Consider the following 15605-nt stretch of genomic DNA (forward strand, 5'->3'; position numbering starts at 1 on the left):
AAACCCCCACGAGTCTTCGCGGGGGCTGGTGTGGCAGGTGAGGGATTCGAACCCCCGAAGGCTGAGCCGTCTGATTTACAGTCAGATCCCTTTGGCCGCTTGGGTAACCTGCCATGGCCGGGTGAACCGGCCGGAGAGAAGGATACCCAACGGCCCGACGCGCGGATCAACCGGGGACCCCACCGGGTGACAGGGGCTAGGCTGGTGGCCCCTGACGAGCGAGTACGAGGTGTGAGGACACGTGGCGGATCCCTCTTTCGACGTGGTGAGCAAGGTCGACCGCCAGGAGGTCGACAACGCGCTGAACCAGGCGAGCAAGGAGCTGGGCACCCGGTTCGACTTCCGGGGCACGGGCACGAGCATCACCTGGTCCGGCGAAGAAGCGCTCACCATCGAGTCGGAGACCGAGGAGCGGGCGCTCGCCGCCGTGGAGGTCTTCAAGGAGAAGCTGATCAAGCGCAACATCTCGCTGAAGGCGTTCGAAGCCGGCGAGCCCGCGCTGTCCGGCAAGATCTACAAGATCGGCGGCAAGATCCTGCAGGGCATCGCGTCGGACAAGGCGAAGCAGATCGCCAAGTTCATCCGCGACGAAGGCCCGAAGGGCGTCCAGGCTCAGATCCAGGGCGACCAGCTGCGGGTGTCGGGCAAGAAGAAGGACCAGCTGCAGGACGTGATCGCGTTGCTGAAGGGCAAGGACTTCGAGATCGCGTTGCAGTTCACGAACTACCGCTGAGCCGATCTCACGAACTCCGTCGGAGTCTGGCCGTAGCGGGACTTGAACGTGCGGATCAGGTGGCTGCTGTCCGAGAACTGCCAGCGGGCCGCGACTTCCGAGACGGTGGCGCGGCCCGTGGCCAGGTCCGCGCGGGCGTGGTCCAGGCGGCGGCGCCGGACGTAGGCCGTGACGGATTCGTCGCAGGTGGCGAAGGCGCGGTGGAGGGTGCGGACCGAGACGTTCAGGTGGCGGGCCGGCACGGCCGGCGAGAGGTCCGCGTCCGGGAGCAGGCGGTCGGCGAGGTCGCGGGCGGCTTGGGCCAACGCGGGGGCGAGCAGAGGTTCTGCGCAGTCAGCGTGGCCGAGGAGTACGCCCTTCGCCAGTTCCACCAGGGACGCGCGGGCGGCGGTGAGGCTGGCCGGGGTCAGCGTGTCGACGGTGGCTTCGACGGCACGGGTCTGGGCCAGGAGGAGGCGGACCTCGGCGGAGGTCACCGCGCCGATCACGTGCCGGTCGGCCAGGTGGGGGCGCAGCTGGTCGACGGGCAGCCGCAGAACCAGCGCGGTGGTGCGCGGCTCGACCTCGAATGTCCACGAGGGATCGTTGAGGCGGACGATGAACTGTCCACCGAGAACGGTCGTGGTGGTGCGGCGCGGGCCGGTGAAGCGCCACTCGCCGTGGCGGACGACGTGGAGCACGACGCGGTTGTTGAGGTGGTTGAACTCGCCGCCGGTGCCGCCGGCGACGGATTCGCTGTAGAGGCGCTCGACGACGGTGTCGTCCACTTTGGCGTGGCGGATGCGCACGCGGTAGTCGCCGGCGCCGACGCGTTGGGCGGGCGGCAGGGGGATCACGCGGCCGACCTGGGAGTCCCAGCCGCGGCTCAGCACCTCGGGCCAGCCGCGCGCGTGCGCGGGCACCGTCACGTCCACGGAGTACTTCCGCCGGGCTTGCACACCCACTCCACGAACGACTTGGCACGCAGGTTCAACGAACGTGGCGGCGAAGTCCAATCAGGCAAACCCGCGCGATTTCTAGCGTGACCTCAGCACCGCCGGAAGCACCGGCGCTCGCCGAGGGAGGACCCCCCCATGCCCACCGACTCGCTCGTGACCACCGACTCGGCGGCCGACGCCGACGTGCTGCTGCACCTGCTCACCGGCGCCTGGGTCGCCCAGATCCGGCGCACCACGGCCACGCTGAACATCGCCGACCACCTCGCGCACGGTCCCGCCACCGCCGCCGAAGTCGCCGAGCGGGTGGGCAGCGACCCGCGCACGACGTACCGGCTGATGCGCGCCGTGGCGTCGCTCGGGGTGCTGAGCCACGAAGGCGAGCGCCGGTTCAGGCTGACGCCACTGGGCGCACTGCTGCGCTCCGACGTGCCGCGGTCGATGCGGTCGCTCGTGATGATCCAGAACGAGCACGCGCACTGGCAGGCGTGGGAGCGGCTGCCCGGCGCCGTGCGCACCGGACGCAACCAGATGCGCGAGACGCACGGCACGGACCTGTTCGGCTACTTCGGCCGTCCCGAAAACGCGGGGGAAGCGGCGCTGTTCGCGCGCGCCATGGGAGATCTGTCCGGTTTGGTCACCCAGGGCGCCGTCGCCGCGGTCGACACCACGGGCGTGACCACGGTCGTCGACGCCGGTGGCGCGGACGGCGACTTCGTGCTCGGCCTGATGGCCTCGAACCCCCAGCTGCGCGGACAGGTGCTCGAACTGCCGCACGCCGTTCCGGGCGCCCGCGCGGAGGCTTCGCGGCGTGGCCTGGCCGACCGTTTCACCGCCATCGAGGGTGACTTCTTCGTCGAGGTCCCGCCCGCGGACCTGTACCTGCTGAAGGTGATCCTCCACGACTGGTCCGACAAGAGCTGCCTCATGATCCTGCGCAACTGCCGCGCCGCCGTCACCCAAGGCGGGCGGCTGCTGGTCGTCGAGATGGTGATCGGCGAGCTCGGCAAACCCGACTTCGCGACGCGCGTGGACATGGACATGCTCACCGTCACCGAGGGGATGGAACGCGACCTCGACGAGTACGACGCGCTCTTCGCGGCGTCGGGGTGGCGGCGGGTGAAGACGTATCCGGTGGGTGGTGGGTACTCGGTTCTGGAGCTGGTGGCGGCGGAGTGATCAGCCGGCGGTGGAGCCGGTCCAGCGCAGGGTTTCGAGGCCGGGATGGGCTTCGACGGCGGTGATGAGCTCGCGTGAGCCGCTGATCCGCGTCGCCATGAGGTCCCAGTTCGTGGAGACGAACCAGGAACGGTCGGCGGGCCAGACGTTGCTGGGGCTCGAGCCCGCCTCGGGCAGGCCGAGGAGCAGGGCTGCGAAATCGGGCCACGGACCAGCGCAGACAGTGAGCGTCGCGGCGTCATCGCCAGCGGGGATGACGCCGTAGGAGAGGTAGCCGTAGGAGGCCAGGCACTGGTCCGGCGCCGAGCCGCTGTGGTCGGTGAGCACCTCGGCCAGCGCGTGCACGTCGGATTCGGTCAGCGACCCCTCGGCGGGCGGCCGGATCGACGCCGGCCACCTGCGGAAGGGGAACCAGTCGAGGTCCGGCGGGTAAGTCATCCCCTCCCCCAGCCGGCGGCCGAGGCGCTCGGTCAGCGACCGCCACGTGAGCCGGGTCCAGCCCTCGCCCGGGGTCTCGGTGAAGCCGAACGGGATGCCGGTGCTGTACGCGACGACGTCGAGACCGGGCAACACGGAGGGCTCGACGATCAGCTCGCGCCGAAAGCCGTTGGCAGAGACGTCAGGTGCGGGCTGCTCGTACATCGCGTGCAGGATTCAGACGGAGTCCGGCCAGCCGTCGGGGTGGTAGCCGAGGGCCGCCTCCCTGTCGCCGCGTGCGGAAAGCCACGCCATCGCCTCGGCGGGTTCCTCCTGCGGCACCGCCCTCACGACGCCGTGACCGTCCACGAGCCGTCATACGCCTCCACTTCCAGGAAGGTCCGGGCTTGGACCGGGAAGTCGACGGTTGCCGCGCCGATTTCGTTGACCGGGAGGTCCATGGTGCCGCCGCCCTGGACCCAGACGGCGGAGTGGCCCTTGGAGGACGTCTGGAAGGTCGCGTGGGTGACGCCGGCGGGGATGGCCAGCACGGCGTCGCCCTTGCCGGCGTGGGGCTTGCCCGCCGTGAGGGTCGGGAGGGTGCGGTGGTCGGTGATGGTGGCGGTCCACGAGGAGTTCGCGGTGATCGTGAGGACGCGGGAGGGGTCGCGGCCTTCGATGGCGTTGAACCAGACCGTGCCGTGGTACGAGCCGATGGCGTTGATGAGTGAGAACTCGTCGCCGTCGGTGTGGACGAAGATGTTGGAGTCGCAGCGGGGGCAGTCGAAGGTGAGGTAGCCGGGGACGTCGGTGGGCCACGACAGCTGGACCGTGGCGTTGCCCTTGCCGGTGTGGGTTTCCGTCGGGGCTTCCAGGCGGCGCGGTGGCGGCGCGACCGAAGTCGACGGAGACGAAGGCACGTCGAGACCCGGCGACCCCAGGAGCACCCCGCGCCCCGACGGCTGGACGCTGCACGAGGCCGTGACCAGGCCCGCGAGCAGCAGCACCGCAACACGCCCGCGGACGCGCGTCATCAGACATTCCCCCCGTGAGCCACCGCGTGGCTCTCACGTGATCTTTCGTCACCCTTTGACGATCCGTTACCTCCACCTGACACCCGATCGGGCGGGTCAAACCCCTCGACCGGGTGGAGTCCCAGCGCTGACCTGCGGAAGCGCCGGAACGAGCGTCTGAAGCCGGCCGGTTGCGTGGTGTAATCGCGCGGCCCGCCCGCGAGAGAGGTTCGTCGATGCGCCGTTGGACACCCGTGATCGCCTTCCTCACGTCACTGGTGGTGGTGGCCGCCGGGCTCACGCCCGCGTCGGCCGTAGTGGACAAGAAGCAACTGGTGGACGGGTACGGCTCGTACGCGCGGCTGATCCGGCTGCAGTACTCACCGTTCGGCAAGGGCCACATCCTCGCGTCGCTCACGAGCGAGGACGCCGGCGGCAAGTTCACGCCCATCATGGAAAGCACCGACGAGGGCGCGAGCTTCCACAAGATCGGCGAGATCCGCGACCCCGACGGCAAGCTCGGCGAATGCTGCGGCACCCTCTACGAGCTGCCCCAACGCGTCGGCCGGCTGCGCGCGGGCACCGTGCTGTGGGCCGCGAGCTACCGGCAGGACGCCGGAGCCCAGCGGCGCATCGGCATCAAGGTCTGGGCCAGCTCCGACGGCGGGAAGCGCTGGACGTACCTGTCCGAGGCCGCGATCTCGCACAACCACGACGGCATCTGGGAGCCCGAGTTCACCGTCGACGCCGGCGGCACGCTCTGGCTGCACTACGCCGACGAGACCCAGGCCCCGAAGTACGCGCAGGTGCTCAACCGCGTCGCGTCCACCGACGGGATCCACTGGGGCACCAAGCAGCTCACGCTGGCCATCCCGCCCGACCGCGTCCGCCCGGGCATGCCGATCATCCGGCGCCTACCCGACGGCCGGTACTGGTTCAGCTACGAGATCTGCAACTACGGCGACCGCTACTGCGACCCGTACTACAAGATCTCCGCGGACGGCGCGAACTGGGGCGATCCGGCCGATCCGGGCACGCGCGTGAACACCGCCAGCGGCAACTACTTCCAGCACGCGCAGACTGTCACGCTGTTCCCCGGCGGCCCGAACGGCGTGCGGCTGGTCATGGTCGGGCAGATCTACACCAACGCCAAGGGCACGCCCGTCACCGGCAACGGCCAGACCCTGCTCGCCAACGACAACCTCGGCGCCGGCAACTGGTACCCGCTGCCCGCCCCCATCCTCATCACCGGCATCTACAACAACTTCTGCCCCAACTACTCGTCCACGCTGCTGCCGGTGGACGGCGGGAAGAACGTGCTGGAGATCGCCACCGAGTACAACCTCGGCTGCAAGGCCTACTTCGGCAAAGGTCCGATGGGCTGACACACTCACTCGGAACGCTGAACGCCACGAGTGAGGAGACGGATGAAGGGCATCGTGCTGGCGGGCGGCAGCGGGACGCGGCTGCACCCGATCACGCAGGCCGTGTCGAAGCAGCTGCTGCCGGTCTACGACAAGCCGATGATCTACTACCCGATCTCGGTGCTCATGCTGGCGGGGATCCGCGAGATCCTGGTGATCTCCACGCCCGCCGACCTGCCGAACTTCCGGCGCCTGCTGGGTGACGGCAGCCAGTTCGGGCTGTCGTTCAGCTTCGCCGAGCAGCCCAGCCCCAACGGTCTGGCCGAGGCCTTCGTCATCGGCGCCGACTTCGTGGGCGACGACTCCGTGGCGCTGGTCCTGGGCGACAACATCTTCTACGGCCAGGGTTTCTCGCGCACCCTGCAGGACGCGTCGACCGACCTCGACGGCTGCGTGCTGTTCGGGTACCGCGTCAAGGACCCCGAGCGCTACGGCGTCGGCGAGATCGACGGGTCCGGCAAGCTCGTGTCGATCGAAGAGAAGCCGGCCAAGGCGCGGTCCAACAACGCGATCACCGGGCTGTACTTCTACGACAACGGGGTCGTCGACATCTCGCGCGCGCTCCAGCCGTCGCACCGCGGCGAGCTGGAGATCACGGACGTCAACCTCACCTACCTGCGCGAAGGCCGCGCCACCCTCATCGAGCTCAGCCGCGGCTTCGCCTGGCTCGACACGGGCACCCACGACTCGCTGCTGGAGGCCGGCCAGTTCGTGCAGGTGCTCGAACACCGCACGGGCGTGCGCATCGCCTGCCTGGAGGAGATCGCGGCCCGGATGGGCTTCATCAGCCCGGACGAGTGTTATGCGCTGGGGACGAAGCTCGCGAAGTCGGGGTATGGGGACTACGTGATGAGTGTCGCTCAGTCGTTGGGTGCGACGGGGGCGTAACTCAGAAGCCCCGAGCCATCGCTTCCAGGCGGCGGATGCGGTCCTCGATCGGCGGGTGCGTCGAGAACAGCTTCGACAGGCCGGCGCCCGGGCGGAACGGGTTGGCGATCATCAGGTGCGACTGCGAGACGACCGCCGGTTCGGGGGCCAGGGGCGCCGCGCGCGTGCCGCTTTCGAGCTTGCGCAGGGCCGAGGCCAGGGCGAGCGGGTCGCCCGTGAGCTCGGCGCCCGAGGCGTCCGCCTGGTACTCGCGGGAGCGGCTGACGGCGAGCTTGATCACCGACGCGGCGATGGGGCCGACGAGAACCAGCAGCAGCGACACGAACGGGTTGCCGTCGCGGTTGTTGCCGCCGAAGAAGAACGCCAGGTTGGCGAGCACGCTGATCACGCTCGCGAGCGCGCCGGCGACGCAGGAGATCAAGATGTCCCGGTTGTAGACGTGCGACAGCTCGTGGCCGAGGACGGCGCGCAGCTCTCGCTCGTTGAGCAGGTCGAGGATGCCCGTCGTGCAGCACACAGCGGCGTGCTGCGGGCTGCGGCCGGTGGCGAACGCGTTGGGCGCGACCGTGGGGCTGAGGTACAGCGCGGGCATCGGCTGGCGCGCGGTGGTGGCCAGCTCGCGCACGATGCGGTACATCACGGGCTGCTCGACCTCCGACACCGGCCGCGCGCGCATGGCGCGCAGGGCGAGCTTCTCGGAGTTGAAGTAGGCGTACGCGTTGACCCCGAGGGCCAGCACCAGGCCGATGATCAGGGCGCCGCGGCCGAAGAGGCTGCTGATCGCGATGATGATCGCCGACAGCAGACCGAGGAGCAACGCCGTCTTCAGCCCGTTCTGGTGCTTGTGCACGCGGCTCGCCTCCGTCCGCTCTCAAGGGTGATTACTCATCGGAAACAACGCGATCGGGGGACCCGAAGTTCCTTCGCATGATCCACCAGCGGGTTAGGGTCGGGAAAGTTTTCCCCAGGTGATCTTCCTCGGCGGAGGTGGGCGATGCACGGTCCCGAACTGAGCCGACGAGGGCTGTTCGCCCTGGCCACGGCGGGTGTGGCCACAGCCGTGCTCCCCGCGACCGCGTGGGCGGAGCAGGTGAGCGTGGTCGACGTCGGCGGGCGGCTCACGGCCGTCGCGGTGAATCCGGTCACGGGGCTGGTGTACGTGACCGACTCGAACTCCGGCTCCGTCGCCGTGATCGACCCGGCCGCGGGGCGCGTGACCACGATCATCACCGTCGGCGGCAAGCCCAGCGACGTCGCCGTGGACTCGGCCGCCAACCGCGTGTACGTGGCCAACCCGCCGGGCGGCACCGTGATCGCGCTCGACGCGCTGAGCCACCAGACGGTGAGTGTCATCGGCGCGGGCGCCGGCGCGTCGTCGCTCGCCGTGGACTCGACGGCGAACAAGGTCTACGCCGTGAGCGGCACGAAGGGCACGCTCGCCGTCCTCGACACCCTCAGCCTCACCACGCTGCGGATGGTGGCGGCGCCGAAGCCGAGCCTCGCGGGCATCGCGCTCGACACCGGGCGGCGCGTCGCCTACTGCACGAGCCCCACCACCGACTCGGTCGAGGTGTACGACATCGACGCCGGCAAGTTCACCGGCAGCGCCGGGGTCGGCGCGTCACCCACGGGAGTGGTGGTGCACGAGACGAGCGGCACCGTGTTCGTGGCCAACTCGGCGATCCACCACATGTCCATTGTGGACGGCGTGACGCGCAAGCAGAGCAAGACCGTGCTGCTGCGCAGCGAAGCTTCGGCGATCGCCGTGCACCAAGGCACTGACACGATCTACACCAACGGCGGCCAGAACGGACTGTCCCGCGTGGACGGCAAGGCCGGCGTGCTGACGGGTGAGCTGAGCCTCGGCGTGAATCCGGGCGACGTCGCGGTCGACCAGCGTTCGCGCGCTGTTTACGTGACGGATCCCTTGCACGGAACCGTTTCCGTCATCCACAATTTCTGACCGCGCAGCTGGTGTAACTCCAGGTATACGTTCGGTTTTATGAAACTCGGACTGCAGATCCCCAACTTCACCTGGCCGAACGGTCCGTCGAAGCTCGGCGCCGACCTGGCCTCCGTCGCGCGCTCGGCCGACCAGGCCGGCTTCGAGTACCTGGCCGTGATGGACCACTTCTTCCAGATCCGCGGCGTCGGGCCGAGCGAGAACGAGATGCTCGAGGCGTACACGGCGCTGGGCTTCCTCGCCGCGCACACCGAGCGCGCGAAGCTGCTCACGGTGATCACCGGCGTGATCTACCGCCACCCGGGCCTGCTCGCGAAGGCCATCACCACGCTGGACGTGCTCTCCGGCGGCCGCGCGGTGCTCGGCATCGGCGCCGGCTGGAACGAGGAGGAGTCGAAGGGCCTCGGCTTCCCGTTCCCGTCCACCGCCGAGCGCTTCGAGCTGCTCGAGGAGAACCTGCAGTACATCCTGCAGATGTGGGCCGACGGCGACGCCGCGTTCTCCAGCAAGCACTTCGAGGCCGAGCGCCTGCTGAACTCGCCCCAGCCGATCACGCGCCCCCACCCGCCGATCATGATCGGCGGCGGCGGGGAGAAGAAGACGCTGCGCTTCGTCGCCAAGTACGGCGACGCGTGCAACATCTTCAACGCCCCCGACGTGGAGCACAAGCTCGACGTGCTGAAGCAGCACTGCGAGAACGAGGGCCGCGACTACGACGAGATCACCAAGACCGTCTACCACACCCTCGACATCGGCCCGAACGGCGAGAAGACCGGCGAGCTCGTGGCGGAGCTGGAGCGCCTCCACGGCCTGGGCTTCCACGCGGCCATCGGCAGCATCCCGACGCTGCCGGACGTCTCGGCGATCGAGAAGTTCGCCACGGACGTCATCCCGGCGGTCGAGAAGCTGGGATGAAACTCGGACTGCACCTCCCCCAGCTGACCTGGCCGAACGGTCCGGCGGCACTCGGGCCCGACCTCGCCACGGTGGCTCGGGCCGTCGACGAGGCCGGGTTCGAGTACCTGTCGGTGATGGACCACTTCTTCCAGATCTCGCGCTACGGCCCGCCGGAGCGCGAGATGCTGGAGGCGTACACGACCCTGGGCTTCCTCGCCGCGCACACGTCGCGCGTCAAGCTGCTCACGCTCGTCAGTGGCGTGATCTACCGGCACCCTGGCCTGCTCGCGAAGGCCGTCACGACGCTCGACGTGCTGTCGGGCGGGCGCGCCATCCTCGGCATCGGCGCCGGCTGGAACGAAGAGGAATCCCGCGGCCTCGGCTTCCGCTTCCCGCCGCTCAAAGAGCGCTTCGAACAGCTGGAAGACGCCCTGCGCTACGTCCTGCAGATGTGGGCCGACGGCGACGACGCGTTCTCCGGCAAGCACTTCGAGGGCGAGCGCCTGCTCAACTCGCCGCAGTCCCTGCAACGCCCCCACCCGCCGATCCTGATCGGCGGCAGCGGCGAGAAGAAGACGCTGCGGTTCGTCGCGCAGTACGCCGACCTCTGCAACCTCTTCCCAGGTCCCGACCTGGCGCACAAGCTCGACGTGCTCAAGCAGCACTGCGACGCCGTCGGCCGCGACTACGACGAGATCACCAAAACCGTCGCGCTGTGGCTCGACATCGGCGAGAACGGCGAGAAGACCGGGCAGCTCCTCGACGAGCTGGGCCAGCTCGCCGAGCTCGGCATCCACGCCGCCACGGGGTGGATCCCGGGCGTGCCCGATCCGCGGGTGATCGAGAAGTTCGCGACGGATGTCATCCCGGCGGCTGAAAAGCTCTAGACCACCCTCGCGACGCAGCAACAGCCCCGCGCCGGGGTGCGGGAAAAACCCACGCACCCCGGCGCGGCGTTACTCTCCGCACACGGCTCCGGCAAGGTAAAGACCACGCCAATCCCCCGCTCCCACCAGGAGAACAGGCCGGGAAAAGCGTCGCGAACCGGGCTGAGCACATCTCATTCAGAAAACGGTGCTCCACCCCTCACACGCTCGCTGTAACGAGCCCCCGCTGGTCATCGACGTGTCTAGCACGCAAGCCGCGAGCCGAGGAGCCCGTTGATGACCACATGCCGACTCTGCGGTTCGACAGCTCTGGTGAGTGTCGTCGATCTCGGAGCGACCCCGCCGTGTGAGCGGTTCCTGACCGCGGAACAGCTGGCCGAGCCCGAGAACACCTACCCGCTGCACCTGCAGGTCTGCACGGAGTGCTGGCTGGCGCAGATCCCGCCGCTGATCACTCCCGAGGACACGTTCACCGATTACGCGTACTTCTCGTCGTATTCGACGTCGTGGGTGGAGCACGCGCGCCAGTACGTCACCGAATCGGCCGAGCGGCTCGGGCTGGGGCCCGACTCGTTCGTGGTCGAGGTGGCGAGCAATGACGGTTACCTCCTGCAGCACGTCGTCGAGCGGGGCATCCGGTGCCTGGGTGTCGAGCCGTCGGTGAACGTCGGGCAGGCGGCGCGCGACAAGGGCGTGCCGACGAAGACGGCGTTCCTCAGTCCCGAGACGGGGCGCGACGTTCGCGAGGAACACGGGCCGGCGGACCTGGTCGCGGCGAACAACGTCTACGCGCACATCCCCGACATCATCGGCTTCACCCACGGCCTGCGCGCCCTGGTCGCCGACGACGGCTGGGTCAGCATCGAGGTGCAGCACCTGCTCACGCTGATCAGCGAGAACCAGTACGACACGATCTACCACGAGCACTTCCAGTACTACACCGTGGAATCCGCGCGCCGGGCGCTCGCGGTCGGCGGACTGTCCGTTGTGGACGTCGAGCTGCTGCCCACGCACGGTGGCTCGATCCGCCTGTGGGCACGGCCCATGGAGGTCGCCGGCGAGCCGAGCGCGCGGATGGTCGACGTGCTGGCGCGCGAGAAGGCCGCGGGCCTGCACGAGCTGTCGGGCTACACCGAGTTCGCCGAGCGCGTCACGCGCGTGCGCCTCGACCTGCTGGAGTTCCTGGTCAAGGCGGCCAAGGAGGGCAAGACCGTGGTGGGCTACGGCGCACCCGGCAAGGGCAACACGCTGCTGAACCACTGCGGCATCCGGCCCGACGTGCTGGCCTACACCGTCGACCGCAACCCGTACAAGCACGGCCGGTTCACCCCGGGCACGCGCGTGCCGATCCTCGAGCCCGAGCGCATCGCGGCCGACAAGCCCGACTACGTCCTCGTCCTTCCCTGGAACCTCAGGAAGGAACTCACCGAACAACTGTCCTATGTAGACGACTGGGGCGGGCGGCTCGTGTTCCCGATCCCCCGTCTCGAGATCGTCGAGGTGAACAAGTGAAGGTAGTCCTGTTCTGCGGCGGCTACGGCATGCGGATGCGCAACGGAGACGCCTCCGACGTGCCCAAGCCGATGGCCATGGTCGGGCCGAGACCGCTGATCTGGCACGTGATGCGCTACTACGCGCACTTCGGCCACACCGAGTTCGTGCTGTGCCTGGGCTACGGCGCCCACCACATCAAGGAGTTCTTCCTCAACTACAAGGAGACGACGTCCAACGACTTCGTGCTCCGCGACGGAAAACCCGAACTCCTGAGCACCGACATCTCCGACTGGACCATCTCCTTCGTGCAGACCGGCATCGAGTCGCCGATCGGCGAGCGCCTGCGCCGCGTGCGCCAGTACCTCGACGGCGACGAGATGTTCATCGCCAACTACGCCGACGTGCTGACCGACGCGCCGCTGGACAAGATGGTGGAGCGCTTCGAGCAGACCGACGCCGGCGCGTCGATGATGGTCGTGCCGCCGCAGTCGTCGTTCCACTGCGTGGAGATGGACGAGGGCGGGCTCATCGGCTCGATCACGCCGGTCAGCGACATGCCGCTGTGGGAGAACGGCGGGTACTTCGTGCTGCGCCAGGAGATCTTCGACCACATCCCGGAGAACGGCGACCTGGTCGCCGACGGCTGCGGCGAGCTCGCCAAGCGCGGCCGGCTGCTGGCCTACCCGTACCGCGGGTTCTGGAAGCCGACCGACACCGTGAAGGAACGCTTCGCGCTCGACGAGGGCTACACCCGCGGCGACCGGCCGTGGGCGCTGTGGGAACGGGACCGGGTGCACGCGTGATCAAGCTCGGCGCGGAAAAGCTCGACAGCGTCGTGGTGCTGGGTGCGCACTGCGACGACATCGCCATCGGCGCCGGCGGGACGCTGCTCACGATCTGCGAGCAGCGGCCCGGCCTCCGCGTCGACGCGCTGGTGCTGTCGGGCGGCGGCACCGAACGCGAGGCCGAGGAACGGGCGGCGCTCGCCGCGTTCTGCCCGGGCGCGGACCTCGACGTCACGGTGCTGAAGCTCCCCGACGGCCGCCTCCCGGCTCACTGGGACGAGGCCAAGAACGCGCTGGAAGAGCTCAAGCAGCGCACCGACCCGGACGTGGTCTTCGCACCGCGCACCGTCGACGCGCACCAGGACCACCGCGGCCTCGCGCAGCTGGTGCCCACGGTCTACCGCGGGTACCTGGCGCTGGGCTACGAGATCGTGAAGTGGGACGGCGACCTCGGCCGCCTCCCGGCCTACGTCCCGCTCGCGGACGAGCTGGCCGAGCAGAAGGTGCGGCTGTTGCAGGAGCACTACGCCTCCCAGCGCCACCGCCCCTGGTACGACCGCGAGGCCTTCCTGGGCCTCGCCCGCATCCGCGGCATCGAATGCCAGCAGCGGTACGCGGAAGCGTTCGAACTGAACAAACTCGTTCTCGACCTGAGGGGCTGACTGACATGCGGGTGTTGCTGACCGGGCACACGGGATACCTCGGCACGGTGATGGCGCCGGTGCTCACCGAAGCCGGACACGACGTCGTCGGCCTCGACTCCGGGCTCTTCGCGGGCTGCCTCCTGGGGCCGGCTCCGAAGGACCTGCCGTCGATCACCGTCGACCTGCGCGACGTGCGGCCCGAGCACATCGAGGGCTTCGACGCGGTGATCCACCTGGCCGCGCTGTCGAACGACCCGCTGGGCTCGCTCGCGCCGGAGCTCACCTACGACATCAACCACCACGCGTCGGTCCGGCTCGCCCAGCTGGCCAAGGACGCCGGCGTCGGCCGGTACCTGTACGCGTCCACCTGCTCGGTCTACGGCGCCTCGGGCGGCGGCGGCCTGGTCGACGAGGACGCGCCGCTGCGGCCGGTCACGCCGTACGCGGAGTCGAAGGTGCGCGTGGAGGACGAGGTCTCGAAGCTCGCGGATGACGGCTTCACCCCGGTGTACATGCGCAACGCCACCGCGTTCGGCTTCTCGCCGCGGCTGCGCGCCGACATCGTGCTCAACAACCTCGTGGGCCACGCCTACCTCTCGGGCGAGGTGCTCGTGCTGTCCGACGGCACGCCGTGGCGCCCGCTGGTTCACGCGCGCGACATCGCCCGCGCCTTCACGGCCGCGCTCGACGCGCCGCGCGAGGCCGTGCACAACAAGGCGTTCAACATCGGCACCGAGCGCAACAACGTCACCGTGGCGGAGATCGCGCAGGAGGTCGTGGAGGCCGTGCCCGGCTCCAAGCTGCGCATCACCGGCGAGGCCGGCGCCGATCCGCGCTCGTACCGCGTGGACTTCTCGCGCTTCCGCGAGGCGATCCCGGGCTTCGAGTGCGAGTGGGGCGTGAAGGACGGCGCGCTGCAGCTGATCGACGCCTACCGCGCCTACGAGCTCACCAAGGAGCAGTTCGAGCGCCGCTTCACGCGACTCAACTGGCTGTCCGACCGTCAGGCTGCGGGAGCCGTCGACGACACGCTGCGGCAGCGCTGATGCTCACGGGGGGCGAGATGCACGCGCTGGTGGAGCGGCTTTACCCGCTCTGCCGCAGCATCACGGGGGACGGCGTCCGGCAGACGCTGGCGATCGTCGGTGAGCACCTGGACCTGAAGGTGCACGAGGTGCCCACCGGCACGCAGGTGCTGGACTGGACCGTGCCGCAGGAGTGGAACATCCGCGACGCGTACGTCGCGGATGCCTCCGGCCGGCGCGTGATCGACTTCCGCGAGTCGAACCTGCACGTGGTCGGCTACAGCGTGCCGGCGGACGAGACGATGAGCCTCGCCGAGCTCCGCGGGCGCCTGCACACGCTGCCCGAAAGCCCCTCCTGGGTCCCCTACCGGACCAGCTACTACTCGCCCACCTGGGGTTTCTGCGTCGCGCAGGACGTGCTCGACGCGTTGCCCGAGGGCGATTACCACGTGAAGATCGACTCGACACTGGCCGACGGCTCGCTCACCTACGGCGAGCACGTCGTGCCCGGCGAGGTGGGCGACGAGGTGATCGTGTCGTGCCACGTCTGCCACCCGTCGCTGGCCAACGACAACCTCGCGGGCATTGCGGTGGCCGTGTCGCTGGCGCAGGGGCTGGCGGCGGAAAAGCCGCACTTCACGTACCGGTTCCTGTTCATGCCGGGCACGATCGGCGCGATCACGTGGCTCGCGCGCAACGCCGAGCACGTCGACCGCGTGAAGCACGGCGTGGTGCTGGCCTGCGCCGGCGACCGCGGCTCGTTGACGTACAAGCAAAGCCGCCGCGGTGACGCCGACATCGACCGCGTGATGGCCCACGTGCTCAAGGACAAGCCGCACGAGATCCGCGCGTTCTCGCCGTACGGCTACGACGAGCGGCAGTTCTGCTCCCCCGGCTTCAACCTGGGCGTCGGGTCCCTCACGCGCACGCCGTACGCGGGTTACCCGGAGTACCACACGTCGGCGGACAATTCGGCCTTCGTCTCGCCGGAGGCCATGGAGGACACGCTCGACACGCTGCAGACGGCGTTCTCGGTGCTGGAGCGCAACCGCCGGTACGTGAACCTCAGCCCCTACGGCGAGCCGCAGCTCGGCAAGCGCGGTCTGTACGACTCGCTCGGCGGCCGCAGCGACGCCAAGGAAGCGCAGATGGCGATGCTGTGGGTGCTGTCCTACTCCGACGGCGAGCACAGCCTGCTCGACATCGCCGAACGCGCGGACCTGCCGTTCGGCGCCGTGGCCACCGCGGCCCAGGCCCTGCAGGTCGCCGGCCTGCTCAAGGAGTGAGGCCGAGTGCCTCCGATCCTGCGTTCGCGGGCCGT

Annotated in this window: 16 protein-coding genes and 1 tRNA gene; 12 read left to right on the forward strand and 5 right to left on the reverse strand. The window is 69.2% G+C overall.

Annotated elements, in window-relative coordinates; translation table 11 throughout:
- Positions 1 to 31: 31 nt before the first annotated feature.
- Positions 32 to 113, reverse strand: a tRNA-Tyr gene (locus AB0878_RS03025).
- Between the two features lie 128 nt (positions 114 to 241).
- Here AB0878_RS03025 and AB0878_RS03030 point away from each other — a divergent pair.
- Positions 242 to 733, forward strand: coding sequence for a YajQ family cyclic di-GMP-binding protein (locus AB0878_RS03030; protein WP_360597623.1), 492 nt, complete (start codon positions 242 to 244; stop codon positions 731 to 733).
- Here the strand turns inward: AB0878_RS03030 and AB0878_RS03035 are convergent.
- Positions 724 to 1671 carry a helix-turn-helix transcriptional regulator gene (locus AB0878_RS03035; protein ID WP_366575875.1) on the reverse strand — a complete coding sequence of 316 codons (948 nt, stop codon included), beginning with the start codon at positions 1669 to 1671 and terminating at the stop codon, positions 724 to 726. The two genes, AB0878_RS03030 and AB0878_RS03035, sit on opposite strands and share 10 nt — an antisense overlap.
- Before the next feature lie 135 nt (positions 1672 to 1806).
- Here AB0878_RS03035 and AB0878_RS03040 point away from each other — a divergent pair, with 135 nt between their 5' ends.
- Positions 1807 to 2847: a methyltransferase gene (locus AB0878_RS03040; protein WP_366575877.1), complete on the forward strand. Its 1041-nt coding sequence runs from the start codon at positions 1807 to 1809 to the stop codon at positions 2845 to 2847.
- Here the strand turns inward: AB0878_RS03040 and AB0878_RS03045 are convergent, their stop codons facing one another.
- Both AB0878_RS03045 and AB0878_RS03050 read right to left on the reverse strand, forming a co-directional pair.
- Positions 2848 to 3489, reverse strand: a complete 642-nt coding sequence (locus tag AB0878_RS03045; RefSeq protein ID WP_366575879.1) for a hypothetical protein — start codon at positions 3487 to 3489, stop codon at positions 2848 to 2850. It lies immediately after the preceding gene.
- A gap of 122 nt (positions 3490 to 3611) precedes the next feature.
- Positions 3612 to 4298 carry a hypothetical protein gene (locus AB0878_RS03050; protein ID WP_366575881.1) on the reverse strand — a complete coding sequence of 229 codons (687 nt, stop codon included), beginning with the start codon at positions 4296 to 4298 and terminating at the stop codon, positions 3612 to 3614.
- 215 nt (positions 4299 to 4513) lie between these two features.
- Here AB0878_RS03050 and AB0878_RS03055 point away from each other — a divergent pair, with 215 nt between their 5' ends.
- Both AB0878_RS03055 and rfbA read left to right on the forward strand, forming a co-directional pair.
- A complete protein-coding gene (locus AB0878_RS03055; protein ID WP_366575883.1) occupies positions 4514 to 5662 on the forward strand; it encodes a sialidase family protein in 1149 nt (382 codons plus the stop codon).
- Between the two features lie 42 nt (positions 5663 to 5704).
- Positions 5705 to 6589 (forward strand): glucose-1-phosphate thymidylyltransferase RfbA, encoded by an 885-nt coding sequence (gene rfbA / locus AB0878_RS03060; protein ID WP_366575885.1) that lies wholly within the window; start codon positions 5705 to 5707, stop codon positions 6587 to 6589.
- 1 nt (position 6590) lies between these two features.
- Here the strand turns inward: rfbA and htpX are convergent, their stop codons facing one another.
- Positions 6591 to 7439 carry a zinc metalloprotease HtpX gene (gene htpX, locus AB0878_RS03065; RefSeq protein WP_366575887.1) on the reverse strand — a complete coding sequence of 283 codons (849 nt, stop codon included), beginning with the start codon at positions 7437 to 7439 and terminating at the stop codon, positions 6591 to 6593.
- Positions 7440 to 7583: 144 nt separating this feature from the next.
- Between htpX and AB0878_RS03070 the strand changes: the two genes are divergently transcribed.
- The 8 genes from AB0878_RS03070 to AB0878_RS03105 all read left to right on the forward strand — a co-directional run bounded on the left by AB0878_RS03070 (position 7584) and on the right by AB0878_RS03105 (position 15570).
- On the forward strand, positions 7584 to 8552 hold the full coding sequence (locus AB0878_RS03070) for a YncE family protein (RefSeq protein WP_366575889.1): 969 nt from the start codon (positions 7584 to 7586) through the stop codon (positions 8550 to 8552).
- A 39-nt stretch (positions 8553 to 8591) separates the two neighbouring features.
- Positions 8592 to 9467: an LLM class F420-dependent oxidoreductase gene (locus AB0878_RS03075; RefSeq protein WP_366575891.1), complete on the forward strand. Its 876-nt coding sequence runs from the start codon at positions 8592 to 8594 to the stop codon at positions 9465 to 9467.
- On the forward strand, positions 9464 to 10336 hold the full coding sequence (locus AB0878_RS03080) for an LLM class F420-dependent oxidoreductase (RefSeq protein WP_366575893.1): 873 nt from the start codon (positions 9464 to 9466) through the stop codon (positions 10334 to 10336). Before AB0878_RS03075 ends, AB0878_RS03080 begins: the two co-directional genes overlap by 4 nt.
- Positions 10337 to 10612: 276 nt before the next feature.
- Entirely contained in the window at positions 10613 to 11848 is a 1236-nt protein-coding gene (locus AB0878_RS03085; RefSeq protein WP_366575894.1) for a class I SAM-dependent methyltransferase, read from the forward strand.
- A complete protein-coding gene (locus tag AB0878_RS03090) occupies positions 11845 to 12633 on the forward strand; it encodes a glucose-1-phosphate cytidylyltransferase (protein ID WP_366575896.1) in 789 nt (262 codons plus the stop codon). The genes AB0878_RS03085 and AB0878_RS03090 overlap by 4 nt, the downstream gene beginning before the upstream one ends.
- Complete coding sequence (locus AB0878_RS03095) at positions 12630 to 13277, forward strand: PIG-L family deacetylase (RefSeq protein ID WP_366575897.1); 648 nt, start codon at positions 12630 to 12632, stop codon at positions 13275 to 13277. The genes AB0878_RS03090 and AB0878_RS03095 overlap by 4 nt, the downstream gene beginning before the upstream one ends.
- A 5-nt stretch (positions 13278 to 13282) precedes the next feature.
- Positions 13283 to 14305, forward strand: coding sequence for an SDR family oxidoreductase (locus AB0878_RS03100; RefSeq protein WP_366575898.1), 1023 nt, complete (start codon positions 13283 to 13285; stop codon positions 14303 to 14305).
- On the forward strand, positions 14305 to 15570 hold the full coding sequence (locus AB0878_RS03105; RefSeq protein WP_366575900.1) for a DUF4910 domain-containing protein: 1266 nt from the start codon (positions 14305 to 14307) through the stop codon (positions 15568 to 15570). Before AB0878_RS03100 ends, AB0878_RS03105 begins: the two co-directional genes overlap by 1 nt.
- Positions 15571 to 15605 lie beyond the last annotated feature (35 nt).

This window comes from Amycolatopsis sp. NPDC047767, from assembly GCF_040704195.1.
Classification (GTDB): domain Bacteria; phylum Actinomycetota; class Actinomycetes; order Mycobacteriales; family Pseudonocardiaceae; genus Amycolatopsis.

Coding starts and splice junctions, on each gene's coding strand:
- AB0878_RS03050 (WP_366575881.1), bottom strand. CDS start 4,298: ATGACGCGCGTCCGCGGGCGTGTTGCGGTGCTGCTGCTCGCGGGCCTG.
- AB0878_RS03040 (WP_366575877.1), top strand. CDS start 1,807: ATGCCCACCGACTCGCTCGTGACCACCGACTCGGCGGCCGACGCCGAC.
- AB0878_RS03100 (WP_366575898.1), top strand. CDS start 13,283: ATGCGGGTGTTGCTGACCGGGCACACGGGATACCTCGGCACGGTGATG.
- AB0878_RS03085 (WP_366575894.1), top strand. CDS start 10,613: ATGACCACATGCCGACTCTGCGGTTCGACAGCTCTGGTGAGTGTCGTC.
- AB0878_RS03045 (WP_366575879.1), bottom strand. CDS start 3,489: ATGTACGAGCAGCCCGCACCTGACGTCTCTGCCAACGGCTTTCGGCGC.
- AB0878_RS03070 (WP_366575889.1), top strand. CDS start 7,584: ATGCACGGTCCCGAACTGAGCCGACGAGGGCTGTTCGCCCTGGCCACG.
- AB0878_RS03080 (WP_366575893.1), top strand. CDS start 9,464: ATGAAACTCGGACTGCACCTCCCCCAGCTGACCTGGCCGAACGGTCCG.
- AB0878_RS03055 (WP_366575883.1), top strand. CDS start 4,514: ATGCGCCGTTGGACACCCGTGATCGCCTTCCTCACGTCACTGGTGGTG.
- AB0878_RS03105 (WP_366575900.1), top strand. CDS start 14,305: ATGCTCACGGGGGGCGAGATGCACGCGCTGGTGGAGCGGCTTTACCCG.
- rfbA (WP_366575885.1), top strand. CDS start 5,705: ATGAAGGGCATCGTGCTGGCGGGCGGCAGCGGGACGCGGCTGCACCCG.
- AB0878_RS03075 (WP_366575891.1), top strand. CDS start 8,592: ATGAAACTCGGACTGCAGATCCCCAACTTCACCTGGCCGAACGGTCCG.